Origin of the sequence: Lentzea albidocapillata subsp. violacea, from assembly GCF_900100275.1 — a bacterium.
Taxonomy (GTDB): Bacteria; Actinomycetota; Actinomycetes; order Mycobacteriales; family Pseudonocardiaceae; genus Lentzea; species Lentzea violacea.
In genome coordinates this window covers 313349-330091 of the sequence record NZ_FNET01000007.1, presented here as the reverse complement: position 1 = coordinate 330091, position 16743 = coordinate 313349, and the positions used below count along the sequence as shown (strand labels likewise).

At 68.9% G+C, this 16743-nt stretch carries 18 protein-coding genes; 10 read left to right on the top strand and 8 right to left on the bottom strand.

Going from position 1 to position 16743, the window contains the following annotated elements; translation table 11 throughout:
- The first annotated feature begins 266 nt into the window (after window positions 1–266).
- From BLR21_RS18800 to BLR21_RS18795, 3 genes are read left to right on the top strand one after another with little or no spacing between them, the layout of a single operon-like run.
- Window positions 267–605, top strand: a complete 339-nt coding sequence (locus BLR21_RS18800; RefSeq protein ID WP_143027765.1) for a hypothetical protein — start codon at window positions 267–269, stop codon at window positions 603–605.
- A 5-nt stretch (window positions 606–610) separates the two neighbouring features.
- A complete protein-coding gene (locus BLR21_RS43825; protein WP_256334776.1) occupies window positions 611–847 on the top strand; it encodes a hypothetical protein in 237 nt (78 codons plus the stop codon).
- A 22-nt stretch (window positions 848–869) separates the two neighbouring features.
- Complete coding sequence (locus BLR21_RS18795) at window positions 870–1514, top strand: phosphotransferase family protein (RefSeq protein WP_256334775.1); 645 nt, start codon at window positions 870–872, stop codon at window positions 1512–1514.
- Window positions 1515–1534: 20 nt separating this feature from the next.
- Here the strand turns inward: BLR21_RS18795 and BLR21_RS18790 are convergent, their stop codons facing one another.
- The 3 genes from BLR21_RS18790 to BLR21_RS18780 all read right to left on the bottom strand — a co-directional run bounded on the left by BLR21_RS18790 (window position 1535) and on the right by BLR21_RS18780 (window position 2935).
- Window positions 1535–2023 (bottom strand): NUDIX hydrolase, encoded by a 489-nt coding sequence (locus tag BLR21_RS18790; protein ID WP_090007097.1) that lies wholly within the window; start codon window positions 2021–2023, stop codon window positions 1535–1537.
- A 64-nt stretch (window positions 2024–2087) separates the two neighbouring features.
- Window positions 2088–2798, bottom strand: a complete 711-nt coding sequence (locus tag BLR21_RS18785; RefSeq protein ID WP_256334774.1) for an exonuclease/endonuclease/phosphatase family protein — start codon at window positions 2796–2798, stop codon at window positions 2088–2090.
- Window positions 2768–2935: a universal stress protein gene (locus tag BLR21_RS18780; protein WP_276526496.1), complete on the bottom strand. Its 168-nt coding sequence runs from the start codon at window positions 2933–2935 to the stop codon at window positions 2768–2770. Before BLR21_RS18780 ends, BLR21_RS18785 begins: the two co-directional genes overlap by 31 nt.
- A gap of 84 nt (window positions 2936–3019) precedes the next feature.
- On the opposite strand from BLR21_RS18780, the gene BLR21_RS18775 reads away from it, so the two are divergent.
- Window positions 3020–3316, top strand: coding sequence for a hypothetical protein (locus tag BLR21_RS18775; protein ID WP_143027764.1), 297 nt, complete (start codon window positions 3020–3022; stop codon window positions 3314–3316).
- A gap of 49 nt (window positions 3317–3365) precedes the next feature.
- Here the strand turns inward: BLR21_RS18775 and BLR21_RS18770 are convergent, their stop codons facing one another.
- Window positions 3366–4601, bottom strand: coding sequence for a S1 family peptidase (locus tag BLR21_RS18770; protein ID WP_143027763.1), 1236 nt, complete (start codon window positions 4599–4601; stop codon window positions 3366–3368).
- Between the two features lie 808 nt (window positions 4602–5409).
- A complete protein-coding gene (locus BLR21_RS18765; protein WP_090007093.1) occupies window positions 5410–6285 on the bottom strand; it encodes a helix-turn-helix transcriptional regulator in 876 nt (291 codons plus the stop codon).
- 138 nt (window positions 6286–6423) lie between these two features.
- On the opposite strand from BLR21_RS18765, the gene BLR21_RS18760 reads away from it, so the two are divergent.
- Both BLR21_RS18760 and BLR21_RS18755 read left to right on the top strand, forming a co-directional pair.
- Window positions 6424–7203, top strand: a complete 780-nt coding sequence (locus BLR21_RS18760) for an NAD(P)H-dependent oxidoreductase (protein WP_090007092.1) — start codon at window positions 6424–6426, stop codon at window positions 7201–7203.
- A 234-nt stretch (window positions 7204–7437) separates the two neighbouring features.
- On the top strand, window positions 7438–7947 hold the full coding sequence (locus tag BLR21_RS18755; protein WP_143027762.1) for an ArsR/SmtB family transcription factor: 510 nt from the start codon (window positions 7438–7440) through the stop codon (window positions 7945–7947).
- Between the two features lie 472 nt (window positions 7948–8419).
- On the opposite strand, the gene BLR21_RS18750 is transcribed toward BLR21_RS18755, so the two are convergent.
- The gene (locus BLR21_RS18750; protein WP_090007090.1) at window positions 8420–9793 is read right to left on the bottom strand and encodes a DUF4241 domain-containing protein; all 1374 of its coding nucleotides are present in this window, start codon (window positions 9791–9793) and stop codon (window positions 8420–8422) included.
- Between the two features lie 119 nt (window positions 9794–9912).
- Entirely contained in the window at window positions 9913–11808 is a 1896-nt protein-coding gene (locus BLR21_RS44410) for a phosphatase PAP2 family protein (RefSeq protein ID WP_090007089.1), read from the bottom strand.
- 167 nt (window positions 11809–11975) lie between these two features.
- Here BLR21_RS44410 and BLR21_RS18740 point away from each other — a divergent pair, with 167 nt between their 5' ends.
- Window positions 11976–12437 (top strand): hypothetical protein, encoded by a 462-nt coding sequence (locus BLR21_RS18740; protein ID WP_090007088.1) that lies wholly within the window; start codon window positions 11976–11978, stop codon window positions 12435–12437.
- On the opposite strand, the gene BLR21_RS18735 is transcribed toward BLR21_RS18740, so the two are convergent.
- The gene (locus BLR21_RS18735; RefSeq protein WP_090007087.1) at window positions 12408–13511 is read right to left on the bottom strand and encodes a substrate-binding domain-containing protein; all 1104 of its coding nucleotides are present in this window, start codon (window positions 13509–13511) and stop codon (window positions 12408–12410) included. The genes BLR21_RS18740 and BLR21_RS18735 overlap by 30 nt on opposite strands.
- 102 nt (window positions 13512–13613) lie before the next feature.
- On the opposite strand from BLR21_RS18735, the gene BLR21_RS18730 reads away from it, so the two are divergent.
- Genes BLR21_RS18730 through BLR21_RS18720 form a run of 3 tightly spaced genes read left to right on the top strand, consistent with a single transcriptional unit; the run spans window position 13614 to window position 16722 of the window.
- The gene (locus BLR21_RS18730) at window positions 13614–14939 is read left to right on the top strand and encodes an extracellular solute-binding protein (RefSeq protein WP_090007086.1); all 1326 of its coding nucleotides are present in this window, start codon (window positions 13614–13616) and stop codon (window positions 14937–14939) included.
- Window positions 14936–15865 (top strand): carbohydrate ABC transporter permease, encoded by a 930-nt coding sequence (locus tag BLR21_RS18725; protein WP_090007085.1) that lies wholly within the window; start codon window positions 14936–14938, stop codon window positions 15863–15865. The genes BLR21_RS18730 and BLR21_RS18725 overlap by 4 nt, the downstream gene beginning before the upstream one ends.
- Complete coding sequence (locus tag BLR21_RS18720; protein WP_176929695.1) at window positions 15862–16722, top strand: carbohydrate ABC transporter permease; 861 nt, start codon at window positions 15862–15864, stop codon at window positions 16720–16722. Before BLR21_RS18725 ends, BLR21_RS18720 begins: the two co-directional genes overlap by 4 nt.
- The last annotated feature ends 21 nt before the right edge of the window (window positions 16723–16743 follow it).

Genomic DNA, 16743 nt, shown 5'->3' with positions numbered 1-16743 from the left:
GGCCGCAACAGCGACCCGCTGGCTGGCTGCACGTCGGCGAGTCCACCTTGATCAACCCACAGCTGCGGCGCCATGAGTTTGTCGTAACCAGATCGGATGTGCGCGACCAGGCCCCCAAGAGGTCCTCCCCGGTCGACTCCGAGCGGCCCGCGAAGGAGCCACTCAGCCGTCGGCGGGCTCGTCTTTCCCGTCCAGCAACTTGTACAGGTTGGTTCGATCCATGTTCAACTCACGCGCAACCTGTGCCTTCGGGACCCTGGCTGCTGTTGTTGTACCTGTCCGGCACGCTCACCTACCTCGGTGAGTTCGACCGTGCTCGTCACGTCCAGCAAGAGGCGCTGGAGCGCTACCGCAGCGATCCGACACTCGTCATCGACCCTGCACTCATCAGGCTGGATCAAGCGGTCGGCGAGGCCATCGATGGCGATATCGACGACGCTTGTGCCCTCGCAGTCGGCACTCTGCTCGATCTGCCTGCAGAACACCGCACTCGCATCGTCCTCAAGCGGGCGACTGATGTCGTACAGGCGATTCCCACGCAGCGATGGGAACGTCCTGCGGTAAGCGAACTGCGCGAGCTCGTCGCACCGAAGAGCGGAACCTGATGGCGGTGGCCGGCCGCGAGCTGACGCACCTCACCGAGTTCACGTTCAGGCCGGACCGCACCAAACTCGTCGCGATCGAGGCATGCCTTCGAGCAGGTCTTGACCCTGAGGGCATGGTGCTGCTCAGACACCAGACGAACGCGGTGTACCAGCTCACCACGGCACCGGTGGTCGTCAAGGTCGTGCAGTCCCGGCATCAAACACACAGAAGTCGTCGTCAAGCTGGTGCGATGGCTGGCTGAGCAACACGTGCCCACCGTTCCTGTGCTCGACATCGAGCAGCCGATGCATCTGGCCGGCTGTGCGGTCACCCTGTGGCGCTATCTCCCACAGGATCAAGCGGTCTCCGCGGGAGACATCGCAGAACCACTCTTGTCATTGCACAGCCTCAAAACGATGCCGCTTGAGCTGCCCCAGCTGGACGCGCTCGGAATGATCCGACACTCGATCGAAGCCAGCACCTTCGTCTCCGAAGTCGAACGGGCCGCGCTGGAAGAGTTCCTCAACGATGTGGCTGCTCGCCTGCGGTTTGTGGAGATGAGCGAACCTGGCCTCATCCACGGCGATCCCCGGCACCGGAACACGTTGTGGAACAACGATGTTCATGGAGCAGTCCTGTGTGACTGGGAAAGTGCGGTCTTCGGCCCTGTGGAGTGGGACCTCGTGACCATCGAGGTCCACTGCCGGCGGTTTGGGTTCGCCCCCGAGGAGTACGACGAGTTCTGTGAGCGTTACGGGCGGGATGTCCGCGAGTGGTCGGGCTACGAGGTCTTCAGGGACCTGCGTGAGCTGAGGATGATCACTACGAACGCGCGGAAGTCAGCGCCAAGAACACCGCAAGCCGCCGAGGTACATCGGCGGATCGCTCAGCTGGGAAGGGACGCGAACTCCAGGTGGTTCATCCTCTGAGCGCCAGGTCGAACCGACAATCAGTCGACCAGCCTCAGCGGTGTGGTGCTCAGGACGCCCGTGAGAAGGTCGTCAAGCAGAGTGGGGAGCTGTGCAGGCAGCAGTTTGTCCGTGCACTCGCGGAGTTCAGCGGCTGACCACCAACGCCGTTCGATCAGCCCAGCCTTCTCGTTCTCTGTGGGCTTGAGTGCAACCTTCGGTGCCATATCCGTGGCACGAGCCAGGAAGACGTGATCGATGCGGTGATGGTTGCGCCCCTTGTAGTGGAACCGGGATTCCCGGATCCACAGCTTGCGTCCCAGCGCTGGAAGAACGATTCCGGTCTCCTCCGCTACTTCGCGGCGGGCGGCGTCGACCGGCTCCTCGCCCTCGTCCAAGCCGCCGCCGGGCAGCTCCCACCAGTCGTGGCCGCGGTCGTGTGGGTCGCAGGCGTGGATGAGCAGCACGCGGTCGTGGGCGTCGAGCAGCAGCACTCGAGCGCCGATGCGTGGAGTGAGGGTGGTGGACATCCGGCGGGCGTTCCTCGCGGTCGGCTGACTGGGTGGCAGTGCCCTGCGCGGGTGGTGCCGGAGTTCAGAACAGAGTCGGCTCCGGCTCGTTGTGCGCGTCGACCGCCGTGGCGGGGTCCGACGTTAGCAGCGTCCTGTCAGCGGTCAGCGACACCCGGACGGCGAGTCCCGAATGATCGGTCAGCCGGGGGCCGTCCGGTGAGAGTTCCCTGGTCTCGTGAACGTATTCGCAGGCAATGAGCCGCTGAACGAGCGCCGGCGAGCCGTGAGCGTGGTCGTCGCGGTAGCCGAGTTCCGGGCGGCGTGCCCAGCTGTGTTCGACCTGGTCCGGGTGGAGGTGCCGGAACAGATCGACGAGGCCGTGCCGCTCGGTCGAGCCGGTGTAGAAGGCGTACTCGAATGGCGCAAACTGGCCGCGGTGGACCGGCCGGTGGCTGGGCTCCAGCACGTTGAGATCGCCGAGCAGCAGTAACGGAGCATCCGACGCGGTGCTGTCGAGGGCCTTGTGGAACCGGTCGATCCACGTCTTCTTGCGCTCGGTCTTCTCCTGGGTGGCGTCGCGGGAGGGCACGTAGGCACCGACGATGCGCAGCGGTCCCTGATCGGTGTCGACACGCTGTTCGCGCTGTCCCAGGTGAGCTTGCTGCGGCTGAGCCACGAGCTGCGCGGCCTCGGCATCGAGCTGCAGTTCGCCGACATCCCCTTCATCGCCAAGACAAAGAGGAAGTCGGCCGGCAACGCGGCCTAGTCGGGCCGCACGATCGCTAACGGGCACGGCGCGTTGTAGACGAGTGACTGACTTGTCGAGCCGAGCAACATGCCGGCGAAACCGCCGTGCCCGTGGCTGCCCACCACCACGAGCTGGGCCTCAGCTCCGTACCGCATCAACGCGCGTACGGGCCAGTCACGCACAACCACGTGGTGCGCCTGCGCTCGTCGGCCTCAAGCTGGCCCCAGCCCACCGTGAACCTCGACGCCGAGTAGGCGCTCTCCGCCATGAAGTCCTGCCAGCACATCACGACGGTGAGCTGCGCGTCGCGCATCGACGCGGTCTCGAAGGCGAACGCAAGCGCGGCCGGGCTGACACCCGACGACCGGGACCGGGACCGGGCCGGGCGGTTGCTCGCCGCCGCCGATGCCGCGTTCACCTCGGGCGCTCCGGCGCAGGCGCAGGCGCTCCTGGACGCGATCGACGCGGATCTGCTCGACGCGACCGGACAGGGCAACCGGCTGATGCTGCGGGCGCGGACGTTCATCGCCCTCGGCGGGGAACGCGGGATGGCCGCCGACTGAACCGGATGGGTGCGGCCGCCGAGGGGACGGCCGCACCCGCTGCGTCTGATTAGCGGGTCTCGACCCGGATCGTGGTGGCCGAGTGCCGGTCCCAGAACGCGTTCAGCGCCGGCAGCGGCGAGAACACAGACCAGCCGTACTGGGAGTGACAAGTCAGCGGACCGCCGACGTGGGTGCCGTAGGCGGTCCGGTTACCGCTGTTGGGGGCGTACCAGCCGCCGCCGCTGTCGCCCTGGCAGCCGTCGAAGTCGACGCGAGTCATGCCGTTGTAATCCGGGTGGGCCGCGTGAGTGATGACACCGCAGGAGTGCCGGGCGTTGGAGTTGTAGCCCTGCAGGCAGACGGAGTCGCCCTGCTGGATTTGGGCGTACCGGGTGACGGCAGAGTTCAGCGCGACCGGGCTGTTCGGGTTGCCCTCGTTGTACAGCCAGCCGCCGGAGGCGTCGGCCCACGGCGCCCGGTTCATCCGGATCCGGGCCACGTCGATGTTGTCGCCTATCCACGCGTTGCCGATCGGGCCGATGTCGACCGTGTTGTGCGACCAGATCTCGCCGTCCCGGCGCATGCAGTGCCCGGCGGTCACCGTCCACCGCGTGCCGTTGCCGTCTCGGACCGTGAAGCCGACCGAGCAAAGGTTCGTGCCGGCCTGCCGGAGTGCGACACCGCTGCGGAGCGGCGCCGAGCAGTTGTACCGGCTGTGGCAGGCTTCCGGGACGGCGGGAACCGCCGTGGTGACTGTGGTGACGACGGCCGGGTCGGTGGCCGCCGCGCCCAGCGCCGACCGGGCTGCGGCGGCCGAGGTCACCGCCACGACCACGCGGTTGCTCTGCGGGTCGATGCCCACGCCCAGCCGTCCGGCCCCGGCCGCCGTACGGTCGGCGCGGATCGCGTCGGTGCGCGCGGTGAGTTCGTCCATCGTGTACTCGGCCGGGTGCACCTTGACCCGCAGACCGGCGTTGGCGGCCAGACCGGTGAAGCCGGCCGTGCCGGAGCCCACGACGTTCAGGTGCTGCACACCGGTGCGGGCGTCGAACCAGGAGCCGCCGAAGGAGGCGGCGTGCTCGGTCGACAGGCGCTTCAGCAGGGCGGCCCGGGCCGCCTGGCCGTCGACCCGGTCGGCCGCCTCGGCCGGGGTCAACCCAGGATAGGTGTGCAGATACGCCTCGATCTGGCCGGCGCGCTCGGCGACGGCTTCAGGCGCGGCCGAGGCCGTACCCGGAACCACCAGGACCGCGGCCGCGGTCAGACCGATCGAGCTGATCGTGTGCAGCAACAATCGCTTCAAGAATGTCTCCCCCAAGATCGATCGACCGGCGGCTTCCGATCGATCGACCTCACCTTCTCGGATCCCGGATCGCCGCGCTACCCCCACGTGTTCAAAGGAGGACTAATCGGTTAGGACTTGGTCAAAGGGCGGGTGCGACGGCGACACCGGCGGGTCGAACTGCGACAACGCCGAAATCAACGTCCTCAACGGCGGTGAGGCTGGCCAGCCTGAGACCGGCGGCCATGGCGGCGAGGCTTCCCAGGGCAGCACCGGCTTCATGGGCGTCGAGGCGAGGCGTACCTCCAAACGGCGGTCGCAAGGGCGAGCAGGGCGTCGATGGTTCGATCGGAACGGACGGTGGCGCCGGTTCGAGCAACCAATCCTGTGACCCGGCGGCGACGGCTACATCTTGCTCACCTGGGACAACCCGCCAAGCAACTGACAGCAGCGGCCGCCCTGCCCACCTTCAAGGCAGGGCGGCCGCGCCCTTGCCTCCCGAGTTCTCCTCGTACATCGTTCTGATGTTCCTCAAGCCCCGACTCCACCACGATGCTCGCCACGCCGCGCACACCCGAACTCGGAACTGGCGATGTTCACCGGAAAGTTCCCCGGCTAGAACAGCGGATGGCATGTCAATTGAACAACAACGCGCCCTCGATACGAGAGCCTAGAGCCGAATCACCAAGCGTGCACAGGATTTCGGACATCAACTTAGTCCACTTAGGACATTGGCATCCTTCGCCGTGCCCGGCCACGGCCAGGCCAGATGTCATACTCTTCCTCATCGACGTCTGGACCCGGCTGGCCCGCTGATGCGCGCGACGCGTCACTGCGCAGAGTCCGCGTTGACATGACAGCTATCTGATACTTCGGTCATTGTGGGGTGAGCGTCACCGCTGTGCGCGCCCAGGCTCGCGAGCAGGTGCAGCCCGTCCTCGGCGGGGCTGCCGGGGGCCGCGGACAGCACCAGCAGCTCCATACCTGACTCGTCCGGTAGCGCGAAGTTCTCCTGGTGTAGTTCCAGCAGTCCGACCAGCGGGTGCCGATACGCCTTGCGTCCATGTGCCCTGGCGCGCACGTCCGCGCGGGCCCAGAGGCGGCGGAAGCGCTCGCTGCCCATCGCCAGCTCGCCGATGAGCGAGGCCAGGCGGGGGTCCTCTGGATACTTGCCCGCGGCCAGGCGCAGGTGTCCGACCACGTCGAGGGTGCAGTTCTCCCAGTCCGCGTAGAGGCCGCGCTCGGCCTCCTCGAGGAAGATGTGCCTGGCGGTGTTCAGGCCAGGTATCGGCCGGCCGTAGAGGAGTCCGGCGAGGCGGTTCCCGGCGAGCACGTCCAAGCGGTGATCCATGATCAGCGCGGGTGCGTCGGTGACCAGGTCGAGGACGCGCAGCAGCTCCGGCCGGACCCGCCCGCCCGGCGCCTTCGCTCTGCGGCGCCGCTGCCGGGCGAGCCGGTAGAGGTGCCCGCGTTCGGTCTCGTCGAGGCCGAGGACGCGGGCGAGCGCGTCGAGGACCTGTTCGGAGGGCTGGGTCGCGCGGCCCTGCTCCAAGCGTACGTAGTAGTCAACGCTGACTCCGGACAGATGTGCGACCTCTTCGCGGCGCAGCCCTTCGACGCGGCGGTGCCTGTCGGTGGGAATGCCGACGGCCGCCGGGTCGACCCGGGAACGCCGGGTCCGCAGGAAGCCCGCAAGATCGTCCATACCCCCAGTATGGCCTCGGTGGTACCCGTGAAGGTGGTCCTGCCGGTACCAGGAAGTCCCGTCCGATGGAAGAAGCACCCCTGAACGCCGGGCGCCGCGGCGCCCAGGATCGAAGGCACCCGATCCGAAGGAGTTCCCATGAAGACGCTGATCGTCTACGCCCACCCGGAGCCGAAGTCGCTCAACGGCTCGCTGAAGGATCTCGCGGTGTCCACATTGGAGGCCGTCGGGCACGAGGTACGGGTGAGCGATCTGTACGCGATGAACTGGAAGGCGGCCGTGGACGCCGCGGACTACGGCCCCGATGCCTCAAGTCCGCTGAAGGTCGCTCTGGACTCTGGCCGGGCGTTCGACGCAGGGATGCTCACCCCGGACGTCCTCGCCGAGCAGCAGAAGCTGCTGTGGGCCGACACGATCATCTTCCAGTTCCCGCTGTGGTGGTACACGATGCCCGCGATCCTGAAGGGCTGGGTCGACCGGGTGTTCACCTACCACTTCGCGTACGGCGTCGGCGTGCACAGCGACACCAAGTACGGCGAGCGCTTCGGCGAGGGCACCCTCGCGGGCAGGAAGGCTCTGCTGTCGGTGACCGCCGGTGGTCCGGAGTCGCATTACGCCGCTCGCGGGATCAACGGCCCCATCGACGATCTGCTGTTCCCGATCCATCACGGCATCCTCTACTACCCCGGCATCGAGGCGCTGCCGCCGTTCGTGCTGTACGGCGTCGACCGGATGACCAGCGAGGACTACGCGGACGTCGCCAAGGCCTGGGAGCAACGTCTGCTCACCCTGGAGTCGACCGAGCCGATCGCATTCCGGCGGCAGAACTTCGGTGACTACGAGATCCCCTCGCTGCACCTGAAGGAGGGACTGGAGCCCGCGGGCCGCACGGGGTTCGGGCTACACGTGCGCGGCTAACCGCCGGCAACGTAGCGAGGAGCGACGAGCTGGAAGAACAGGTTCGCTGCGTCTTGGTCGAACGGAATCTAGCCGACCTCGTCGACGTCGCCGTCTGGCTGGCTTGTGGGGTGCCAAACACGGCCGATAGGCCTGACTTGCGCATCAAGCCGCAGCAGGTTCGTACTCGTTGATCAAGCCGCCGAGTACTCGCCGACGACGTACGGACCTACAGCCGGGCTCTACGTTCGGGTGGTGGTGGGGTCACTCGCGCCGAACGCCGTGATCGACCTGGCAGAGCAGACGGTCGAGTTCAGCAAGCTCCAGCAGGCGTCGGTGCCGGTGCGCGGGCGCGGTCTGATGCTCGTGCCCTCTCATTTCGGCCAACCCCATCTGCTGGTCAAGGACGAGAAGGTAAAGGGCTGGTCGCCGCAGCGCCAGCCGCCGGTGGTGGTCCAGTACCCGGCCGAGCAGCACGGGCCGCGCGGTGCGGACACCCTGGACAAGATCAGGGAGCGGTTGCTCGTGCTGACCGACTCCGGCCGACTGGAGATCTGCCCCCACCTGATCAACGAACAGTGCACGACGACCGAGCTGGCGTGGCGGACAGGGATGACGCCGCCGCAGGTCTCCCGGCACCTGCGGCGGCTGCGCGATGCCGGATTGGTCGTGTCCGTCCGCCACGGGCGCAGCGTTCAGCACCGCAACCAGATCAGCAGGCTCTATGGGATCGGCTACGACCTGGTTGCCAGGATCGTCGGCTGACGATTACCGCACTCGCGGTAACTCCGGGTACGTCCGTGCTGGGGCGGTCGCATACTGAGCGCCACTCACCGCCCTACGCACACTGGAGTGCCGATGAAGCCCACTCGCAGCCTCGTGGCAGCCGTGCTCGCGGTGTCCACTGTGGCCGGATGTGGCGCCAAAGCCACAGTGGACACGTCCACTCCTCGCCGCAGTGGCGAGCTGGTGGTGGCGAGCATGCCCACCGCGCTGGACCCGGTGTACTCGACGCTGCGGACAACTGGCTTGCCGCCGCGACGATGTGCGAAGGTCTGTGGGAGAACGACTCCCGCATGGGCGTGCACAACGGGCTGGCCGAGGAATACCAGTACGGCGGCGCCACCACCTATACGTGGCGCCGTTTCCTGCAACGCCAAGACGACGCACAGCCACGACGTCCGCTCATGCCGCGATCGAGCTGCTGGATTGCGTTCATGCCGAAGGCGTGGGTGAATCAGGCGGGCTCAGCGTTGGCCAGCTCCGGCACGCGGAAGTCGAGGACGAAACAGCCGATGGCACTGTCCTCGGTGCGTCCGATCCACACGGGGTACGCGCCGTCGCTCCACCCCGGCACGATGAGCAGGTCGGTGCCGGTCTTCGGGTCGGAAAGCCGGTGAAAGACGGCCTCTCCGGCCGTGGCGGCGTCGATGTCGGCCTGGTGGTACGCCTTGACGCCGGCCTGATCGACCAAGGCGAGCGTGGCGGTGTCCACCGGGTTGCCGAAGAACTCGCCGTCGCCCAGGTCCAGTTCGTGCTCACCGTCGAGCAACGCGAGGTCCCACGAGGTGACAGGCGCGTCCTTCACGGTCACTCGGCAGGCGACCGTCCAGGCTGACTTACCGTCCTCCATCAGCTCGAACACGTCCACCGGGTACTCACCAGGCGGGGCAGGCGCGGTCAGCGGTTTGGGGTCGGTGTGGAGCCAGCCGGGGTCCGCGACGAGCAACTTGCCGCTGGGCAGCCTGATCGTGCCCGCCGGGATCCGCTTGATGATCTGGACGCGACCGTTCTGCGTGCGGAAGCGCGAGCCGTCGGTGACGACTTTCTCGATGTGCCTGGGGCGCAGCGGGTGCGGCGGGCGCCACGGGAACGTGGCGGGGGCCGTGTCGGGACCGGGGCGGACGGTCACAGGGCCGGTCATCCCCGCGAGCGCGGGCCAGCCGTCTGCTGCGGGCACGGCGACGTCGTCCGGTGGACGCGTCGGTTCCGGCCAGTTCTGCCAGTCGCGCCAGGTGTCGAGCTTGCCGCCGCTGGACAGCTCTGCCGAGACCGCGACCTTCTCGGCCGTCGCGGTCGCGGTGCGGTGAACGCGGGCCCGGAACGTCGGGTTCTCGCCGGCGAACTCAGGTGTGTCCTGCTCGCCGTAGCGCCAGCCACGGACCTCGAACAGCCGCAACCGCCCGTCCGGCCAACGGCGGTAGGCGACGCCGCGGTAGCGGCGGCCAGACGCGTCGATGTGCCACACCTCGGCGTGGTGGGCCGACCAGCACACCTCGACGACTGCCCGCGCCACCCCGCCGGCGAACAGGACCGCGGCGTACTGGTCGCCTGCCACGTTCCGCGCGCGTGCGACCGACTCGGACATCGGCGAGACCGAAGAGCGCGTGGCGGGGTCCCACCCCGCGCAGTACACGACCTCGACCGGCTCGTTCGTCTCGGCAGGCGCGGGCACCGACTCCCAGTTGAACGGATCATGCGGCCGCGGACCGCTGGAGGTCCGCAACGCCTGCGCCCCCAGGGCCACCACCGACGCGGCAACGGTGCCGGCGATGAGCAGCGATCTTCGCGAAAGACGCGACGACGTCCTGTCCTCGTCCGCCGCAGTCACGGCTCGCAATGCTACCTACGTCCGGGGGTCCGGCAGTACGGGTTTTGCATACGCTGAAGACCTCCAGAGCATCGACCTCAGCGCGTCGAACATCCCGCCCGCACAACCGGCACACCACCTCACGACGACCGCTGAACCCGCACCGAGAGACCGCCCGGTCCGTACCGGGCGGTCACCCGATGTTCTCCACCCACCACGTCGATCCGTGAGAACCGGCCGAGCACGACCGGCGCGGCGAGCACCGGCAGGACGTCGCCTACGCGGGCGTCCTCCAGCGAGATCTCCAGCGTGCTGCCGGGCGCCAGGGTGATCGGGCGCGCGGCCGTCAGCACGGGGCAGCCGCCCGGTCGCAGCGTGACGGCCAGCGTCGTTCCGGCGTTCTGCCGGTAGCTGCCCCGCACCCGGACCTCGTCGGTCGCTAGACGTAGCGTGCCTGCCCGGAGCTTGATGTCGCCTGCCCCGAGTGCCGTCGCGGTGGCGGCCACTAGTGTGCCGCCTTCGACGCGCGTCTCGCCGGTGTAGGTGTTGGCGCCTGCCAGGGTCAGCGTGCCGGTCCCTCGCTTGGCCAGGCCGCCGCGGCCGCCGATCGCGTTGTGCCAGGTGTCGGCGGCGTGGAAGCCGCCGCGGTTCGCGTCCATGTCCACGCGCACGTCCGCGTTGAACGCCCCGTAGCCGTCGGCCGCGGCGAAGAGGTTGAGCCGCCCCCACTGCTCTGGGCCGTCCAGCAACGCGTGCCCGGACGGGAGTGCGGTGGTACGCAGGACTTCCCGCCGCTGGCTCGCGCTGAGGTACGGCTGCCTGGTCTCCAGCAGTACCTCCGCGCCCTTGGGCACGGTGGGCGGGACCCGGCGGCCGGTCCTGGGCAGGTTGTAGGTCAGGCGCGACGCCACGAGCGCGGCGTTGGCCTCGCGGTCGGCGTACGGGTCCGTGGTGATGTCGGCCGAGTGCGCGTACTCGGCCAGGCCTACGCCGGTGCGCTGCCGGAAGTACTCGCTCGCCTGCGTCCTGGCGGCCGCCTTGAGGGTGGCGTTCTGCGGGTCCGCGAGGGCCGCGGCGGCCAGCGCGGTGGCCAGGATCCTTCCGCCGATGACGTCGGCCGGCGAGTGCATGCCCGCCACGATGCGCGTGTCGGCCAGGTCGAACGCCCTGGTCACGAGTTCCTGGAACCGTTCGGGGATCGCGTAGGCCAGCGCCAGGCACGCCAGGTGCAGCGCGTTGGTGTGCCCGCTCGGATAGCCGCCGTCGTCGGTCGGGCTGAAGCTGCGCTGGCGCAGCAACTGCGGGGCGGCCACGACGTCCGAACGGTAGACCGGGTAACCGAACTCGTCGGTTGTCCCGGCCGGGGCGACCGTGCTCTCCGGGGTCAGCCGCCACGGCCTGGGGTACTGATGCGCGTACTTCGACGGGTTGCCGGAGGCGAACGGCCCGCGCAGCGTGTTGACCAGGAGCACGACCTGGCCCAGTGCGGAGTCCGGTGACCCGGCGCCGAGCGCCGAACCCGCCGGTGCGTCCGGCGGCAGCTTCTCGTCCACAGTGGACGGCGGGGTGCCGTCGGGTGCGGAGGTGATGCCGGTGACGGCCAAGGCGGCGGCCCGGTACATCTCGGCCAGTGGGCCGAGGCCGCCGATGGCCGCGTAGCTCTGGTGCTGACGGTCCACGATGAACGCTCGCTTGGCCTCGTCCGGCGTCCGGGCGCCGGTGATGCGCGCGACGTGCCGGATGTTCGCGGTGAGCACGTCGCGGTTGAGCACGACCCCGTTGTCCCAGGCGCTGCCTGTTCGCCAGAGATCCCGCATCCCGGCCAGGACGCGCACCGCCGCGTTGGTCTCCGGGGTGAGGTTCGCGAGCACGTTGGTGCGGTAGGAGTCGACGAAGGGTGCCGCGCCTGTCGGCAGTTCGGCGGCGCTCGCTTCGAGGGCCCGGTCGAGCGCGGCCGGGCCGAGCAGCGCGCCCGCGGACAGCAGCACCGAACCGCGCAACAGGGTCCTGCGGTCGAACCCGTCGGCTGTCTTCATGTTAGCGCTCCCAACAATCCTTCAAGGACAGCATGTGGCGGCACGGGGATTTGTGTGCACAATACGCAACAGAACGTAACGGAGGCTTAAGTCGCGGAGATGTTAGCGTTAACAGTGCACGGTGCAGTGAGCCGCAGCACCGGCTCACCGGCAACGTCGCCGGCCGGATGACCGACCAGCGCGGTGAAGAACGGCGCGCGCACGAGCACGCCCGCTACTGGCGCCACAACACGGGTCCCGCTCCCATCAGCAACCTGCCGGTGACCGTGCACGTCACGCCGTCCCACCTCCGGCTGGCACCCGGTGCCACCGGCCAGGTGCGGATCACCGTCACCTGCAGCGGCGCTCCCGCCAGGGGACGCGTCGAGTTCACCGAGTACCAGTCGTGGGACTACGTCCTCGCCCCCGGCGCGTTCACCGAGTTCACCGGCGAGGTGACCGCCCGGCCCGGCAGGCGAGATCACGGTGCCGGTCACGGCCGCCGCGGCAGCCACCGCACGGCGCGGCGCGCACTGGTGGGCGCTCCTGCAGGTGGCTGCCCACGGCAGACTGCACTACTCCCCCACGATCCCCGTGACGGTGCGATGACTCCTGCCGCGTCAGGCCGGCCCCGCCTCGGTCCCGCATGACTCCCGCACCGTCAACGTCGGCCACAGCACGACCCGGTGCACCGGCCGGTCCAGCGGGTCGGCGAGCCTGGCGAGCGCGAGTTGCGCGGCGAGCGCGCCGAGCCGGTGCTTCTGCGGCCGCACGGCCGTCAGCGGCGGGTCGGACGCCGCAGCCACCTCGTCGTCGTACGACACCACGGCGAGGTCGGCCGGCACGCTGAGGCCCCGGTCGCGCGCGCGTTCGAGCACCCCGATCGCCTCACGGTCGGCGTGCACCAGCACGGCGTGCACGTCGGCGGACAGGCACTCGTCGATCACCTGGTCCACCGCGCGTGTCCACTGTGGAGAGCCGTAGGTCGGCACGTCGAGCGCGGGAACACCGTTGAAGGGCAACTCCAGCGAGGACACGGCGGTGGTCCAGCCCGCACGGATGGCGTCGCTGTGCGGACTCTGCCGGGAGGTGACGAGTCCGATGCGGCGGTGGCCGAGCGTGGCGAGGTGCCGTACGGCGAGACCGGCGCCGATCGCGTGGTCGGTCACCGCCGCGTCCAGCGCGATCGTGGGCAGCTCCGGTGGCGGCAGCCGTTCGACCAGCACGACCGGCACCGTCTGCGCGCCGAGCCAGCGCATCAGCTCGACCCCCGCGCGGCCGCTCGTGCTCGGTGCCACCAGCAGGGTCTGCACGCCGCGGTCGAGCAGCTCGTGCACCCGGCGGCGGTCCTCGCCCGCGTCGTAGCTGGACGCGCGCAGCACCAGCCGTCCACCCGCCGCGGCCACGGCGGTCTGCGCGCCCTGGATCACCGCGGGCCAGTAGTACTCGACCGAGGGCGCCACCATGCCGACCAGCGGGTGCGTCGGTGCCGGGCCGACAACGGACTGCGGTCCGCGCGGGAAGGGCTCGGCGTGCCGGGGCATGGTGATCCCGCCGTGCACGCGCACCACCAGACCGCGGTCGGCGAGCGCGGTCACGTCCCGGCGCACGGTCACCGCCGACACGCCGAGCAGCTCCACCAGTTCCGGCAAGCGGACGGTGCCGTGCGCCCGTACGGCCCGCAGGATCAGCTCATGGCGCTGAACAGCCAACTTCTCGGTCATCGTTCCCTACTGATCGCTCCCGATCGTTTCTGATCGTTTCGTTGACCGGTGAGTGTGCCACGCGTTGAGGTGTGCCACATCACTCCAGCAGGAGGGTCAGCAATGGAGCTTTCCCCAGCGCTGCGGAGCCCTGGCCTCTCGCGCCGCGGCTTTCTGCGCACCACCGCCGCATTGGGCGCGGCTGGTCTCGCCGGCGGCTGCACGGCGGGCGCCGCGCCGGCCGGCGCCACCACGGTCACCATCTGGTCCTGGTTGACCGGCATGGACAAGTACGTCGCCGCGTTCAACGCCGCGCAGAAGGACGTGTTCGTCGACCTGCGGGTGATCGCGGCGGGCCTGTCCGGCGGCTACGCCCAGCAGACCAACGCGATCAGGGCGCACAACGCACCGGACGTGCTGCACGTCGAGTACCAGGGTCTGCCGCAGATCCTGCTCACCGGCGGACTGCGCGACCTCACCGCGGACATGGCCGATCTCGAGAGCCAGTACTCGCCCGCGGCATGGCGCGGCGTGCGTCCGGACGGCCGGACGTGGGGCGTGCCGATGGACATCGCGCCCATGGTTCTCTACTACCGCAAGGACTTGTTCGACCAGCACGGCATAGCGCTGCCGCGCACGTGGGACGAGTTCCGCGCCGCGGCCGCCGCGGTGAAGCAGGTGGACCCGCAGGCGCGGATCTGCTCGTTCCCGCTCAACGACGGCTCGTTCTTCGCCGGAATGTCCTGGCAGGCAGGCGATCCGTGGTGGACCGCGGAGGGTGACACGTGGGCGGTCGACATCGCCGGTGAGGGCACGCTGCGCACCGGCTCGTTCTGGCAGTCGATGATCTCCGAGAACCTCGTCGCCGGGGTCGTGCACGGCACGCAGGACTGGATCGCCGGGATGCACGACGGCAAGCTGTGGGGCCTGCTCGGTGCCTCCTGGAGCGTCGGCACGCTGGGCAGGTCCATTCCCAAGGACACCGGCCGCTGGGCGATGGCGACCATGCCGACGTGGAACGGCACGCCGGCCAACGGAGTGCAGGGCGGCACGGCGTTCGGTGTCTCCGCGGAGAGCAAGGCGCCCGAGGCGGCGATGACGTTCCTGCGCTGGCTCAGCACGAACCCCGAGGTGCCGAGGATCGGCAGCACCTTCACCACGCCGTTCCCCGCGCACCTGCCCAACCGGGCCATCGCGCGGCAGACCTACAAGGGCGGCTACTTCCTCGGTGACGCCGTCTACGACGTGCTCGACGAGGCCGCGAAGCGCGTGCCGGACTGGACGTGGGGACCGAACGCCCTGCGGTTGTTCTCGACGATCTCCGATGCGTTCGGACCGGTTCGCAGCGGCGGAACGACGTTGCCCGACGCGTTGCGGAAGATCCAGCAGCACGCCGTGGCCGACATGCGCGCCAAGGGACTTTCGGTGCGGGAAGGGAGAACGGCATGAGCGTCCTCGCGCCGGAGCGCGCACCCGTGCTGGACGAGCCGTCCATGGCACCGGCCGTCAGGACCCGCGGGAAGGACTTCGCGGGGCTGGTGCTGGCGGTACCGTTCCTGGTGCTGCTGGTGGGCACCGTGCTGGTTCCCGTGCTGTACGCGCTGTACCTCAGCCTGTTCACCGAACGCCTGCAGGGCCTGGGTTTCTCCGGTCCCGAGCACGTGTTCGCCTGGCTCGGCAACTACGCCTCGGTGATCGTGGACGAGGCGTTCCACGCAGGTCTGGGCAACGTCGCGCTGTTCGCACTGGTGCACATTCCGAGCATGCTGATCGGCGCGCTGGTCCTGGCGCTGCTGCTGGACTCCGCCGTGGTGCGGTTGCGGCGGTTGTGGTCGCTCGCGGTCTTCGTGCCCTATGCGGTGCCGGTGGTCATCGGCGGTCTGATCTGGGCCTACCTCTACAGCCCCACGATCGGCCCGATCAAGAACCTGCTGGGCATCGACCCGTTGAGCGACAACGCCGTGCTGCCGGCGATCGCGAACATCGCGACGTGGCAGTGGGTGGGCTACAACATGATCATCTTCTACACCGCGCTGCAGGCCGTCCCCAGGGAGATCGTCGAGGCGGCACGGGCCGACGGTGCCGGAGGGATCCGTACGGCGTGGTCGATCAAGATCCCGGTGATCCGCCCGACGATCTTCGTGGCGGTGGTGTTCACCGTCATCGGCTCGCTGCAGGTCTTCACCGAACCCATGGTGCTCAGGGGTTTCACCGGCACGGTGACCAGCACCTGGTCGCCGAGCATGTACGTGTACGAGGCCGCGTTCGTCGCCGGTGACAACGGGCGCGCCGCCGCGGCGTCGGTGCTGCTCGCGGTGATCTGCGCGGTGCTGTCCGCCGTCGTCATGCGCTTCTCTACGAGGAGGTCGCGATGAGCACGTCCATTGTGGACAGGCAGTCGCGCTGGGTTTCCACACCGGCCGTGCACCTGGTCCTGGTCATCGCGGCGCTGTACAGCCTGCTGCCGCTGGTGTGGCTCGCCACCTCGGCGACCAAGTCGCTCGGCGACTTCTCCACGACCGGTGCGTTCGAGTTCGGCCAGTGGAACCTGTGGGCCAACATCAAGGCGTTGTTCGCGCAGGAGAACGGGATCTTCTGGCACTGGCTGCTCAACTCCGTGCTGTACGCGGGCGGCGGAGCGGTGCTCGGTGCGCTGATCTGCGCCGCCTGCGGCTACGCCATCGCCAAGACGAGCTTTCCCGGCAGGCGGCTGCTGTTCGCGCTGACGCTGACCGGCGTGCTCGTGCCCACGACGGTGCTGGCGCTGCCGATGTACCTGCTCGCCTCCGAACTGCGGGTGGTGGACACGTTCTGGGCGGTGTTCATCCCGTTGCTCACCAACCCGTTCGGCGTCTACCTCGCGAAGGTCTACGCCGACGCGGCGGTGCCGGACGAGGTGCTGGAGGCGGCCAGGGTCGACGGCGCTGGCCAGCTGCGCACGTTCTTCACCGTGGCGCTGCCGATGATGCGGCCCGGTGTGGTGACCGTGCTGCTGTTCCAGTTCATCGGGATCTGGAACAACTTCTTCCTGCCGCTGGTCCTGCTGACCAACCCGAAGCTCTTCCCGCTCAGCCTCGGGCTCTTCCAGTGGAGCACACGGCAGAACCAGTTCCCCCAGTACACCCCGCTGGTGATCACCGGTTCGCTGCTGGCGGTGCTGCCGCTGGTGGTGGCGTTCCTGGTGCTCAACCGGCAGTGGCGCACGGGCCTCGCGGCGGGGAGCGTCAAGTGATCGGTCATCGGCCAGAGGTTC

Coding starts and splice junctions, on each gene's coding strand:
- BLR21_RS18790 (WP_090007097.1), bottom strand. CDS start 2,023: ATGTCCACCACCCTCACTCCACGCATCGGCGCTCGAGTGCTGCTGCTC.
- BLR21_RS18775 (WP_143027764.1), top strand. CDS start 3,020: ATGAAGTCCTGCCAGCACATCACGACGGTGAGCTGCGCGTCGCGCATC.
- BLR21_RS18765 (WP_090007093.1), bottom strand. CDS start 6,285: ATGGACGATCTTGCGGGCTTCCTGCGGACCCGGCGTTCCCGGGTCGAC.
- BLR21_RS18760 (WP_090007092.1), top strand. CDS start 6,424: ATGAAGACGCTGATCGTCTACGCCCACCCGGAGCCGAAGTCGCTCAAC.
- BLR21_RS44410 (WP_090007089.1), bottom strand. CDS start 11,808: ATGAAGACAGCCGACGGGTTCGACCGCAGGACCCTGTTGCGCGGTTCG.
- BLR21_RS18740 (WP_090007088.1), top strand. CDS start 11,976: ATGACCGACCAGCGCGGTGAAGAACGGCGCGCGCACGAGCACGCCCGC.
- BLR21_RS18735 (WP_090007087.1), bottom strand. CDS start 13,511: ATGACCGAGAAGTTGGCTGTTCAGCGCCATGAGCTGATCCTGCGGGCC.
- BLR21_RS18730 (WP_090007086.1), top strand. CDS start 13,614: ATGGAGCTTTCCCCAGCGCTGCGGAGCCCTGGCCTCTCGCGCCGCGGC.
- BLR21_RS18725 (WP_090007085.1), top strand. CDS start 14,936: ATGAGCGTCCTCGCGCCGGAGCGCGCACCCGTGCTGGACGAGCCGTCC.
- BLR21_RS18720 (WP_176929695.1), top strand. CDS start 15,862: ATGAGCACGTCCATTGTGGACAGGCAGTCGCGCTGGGTTTCCACACCG.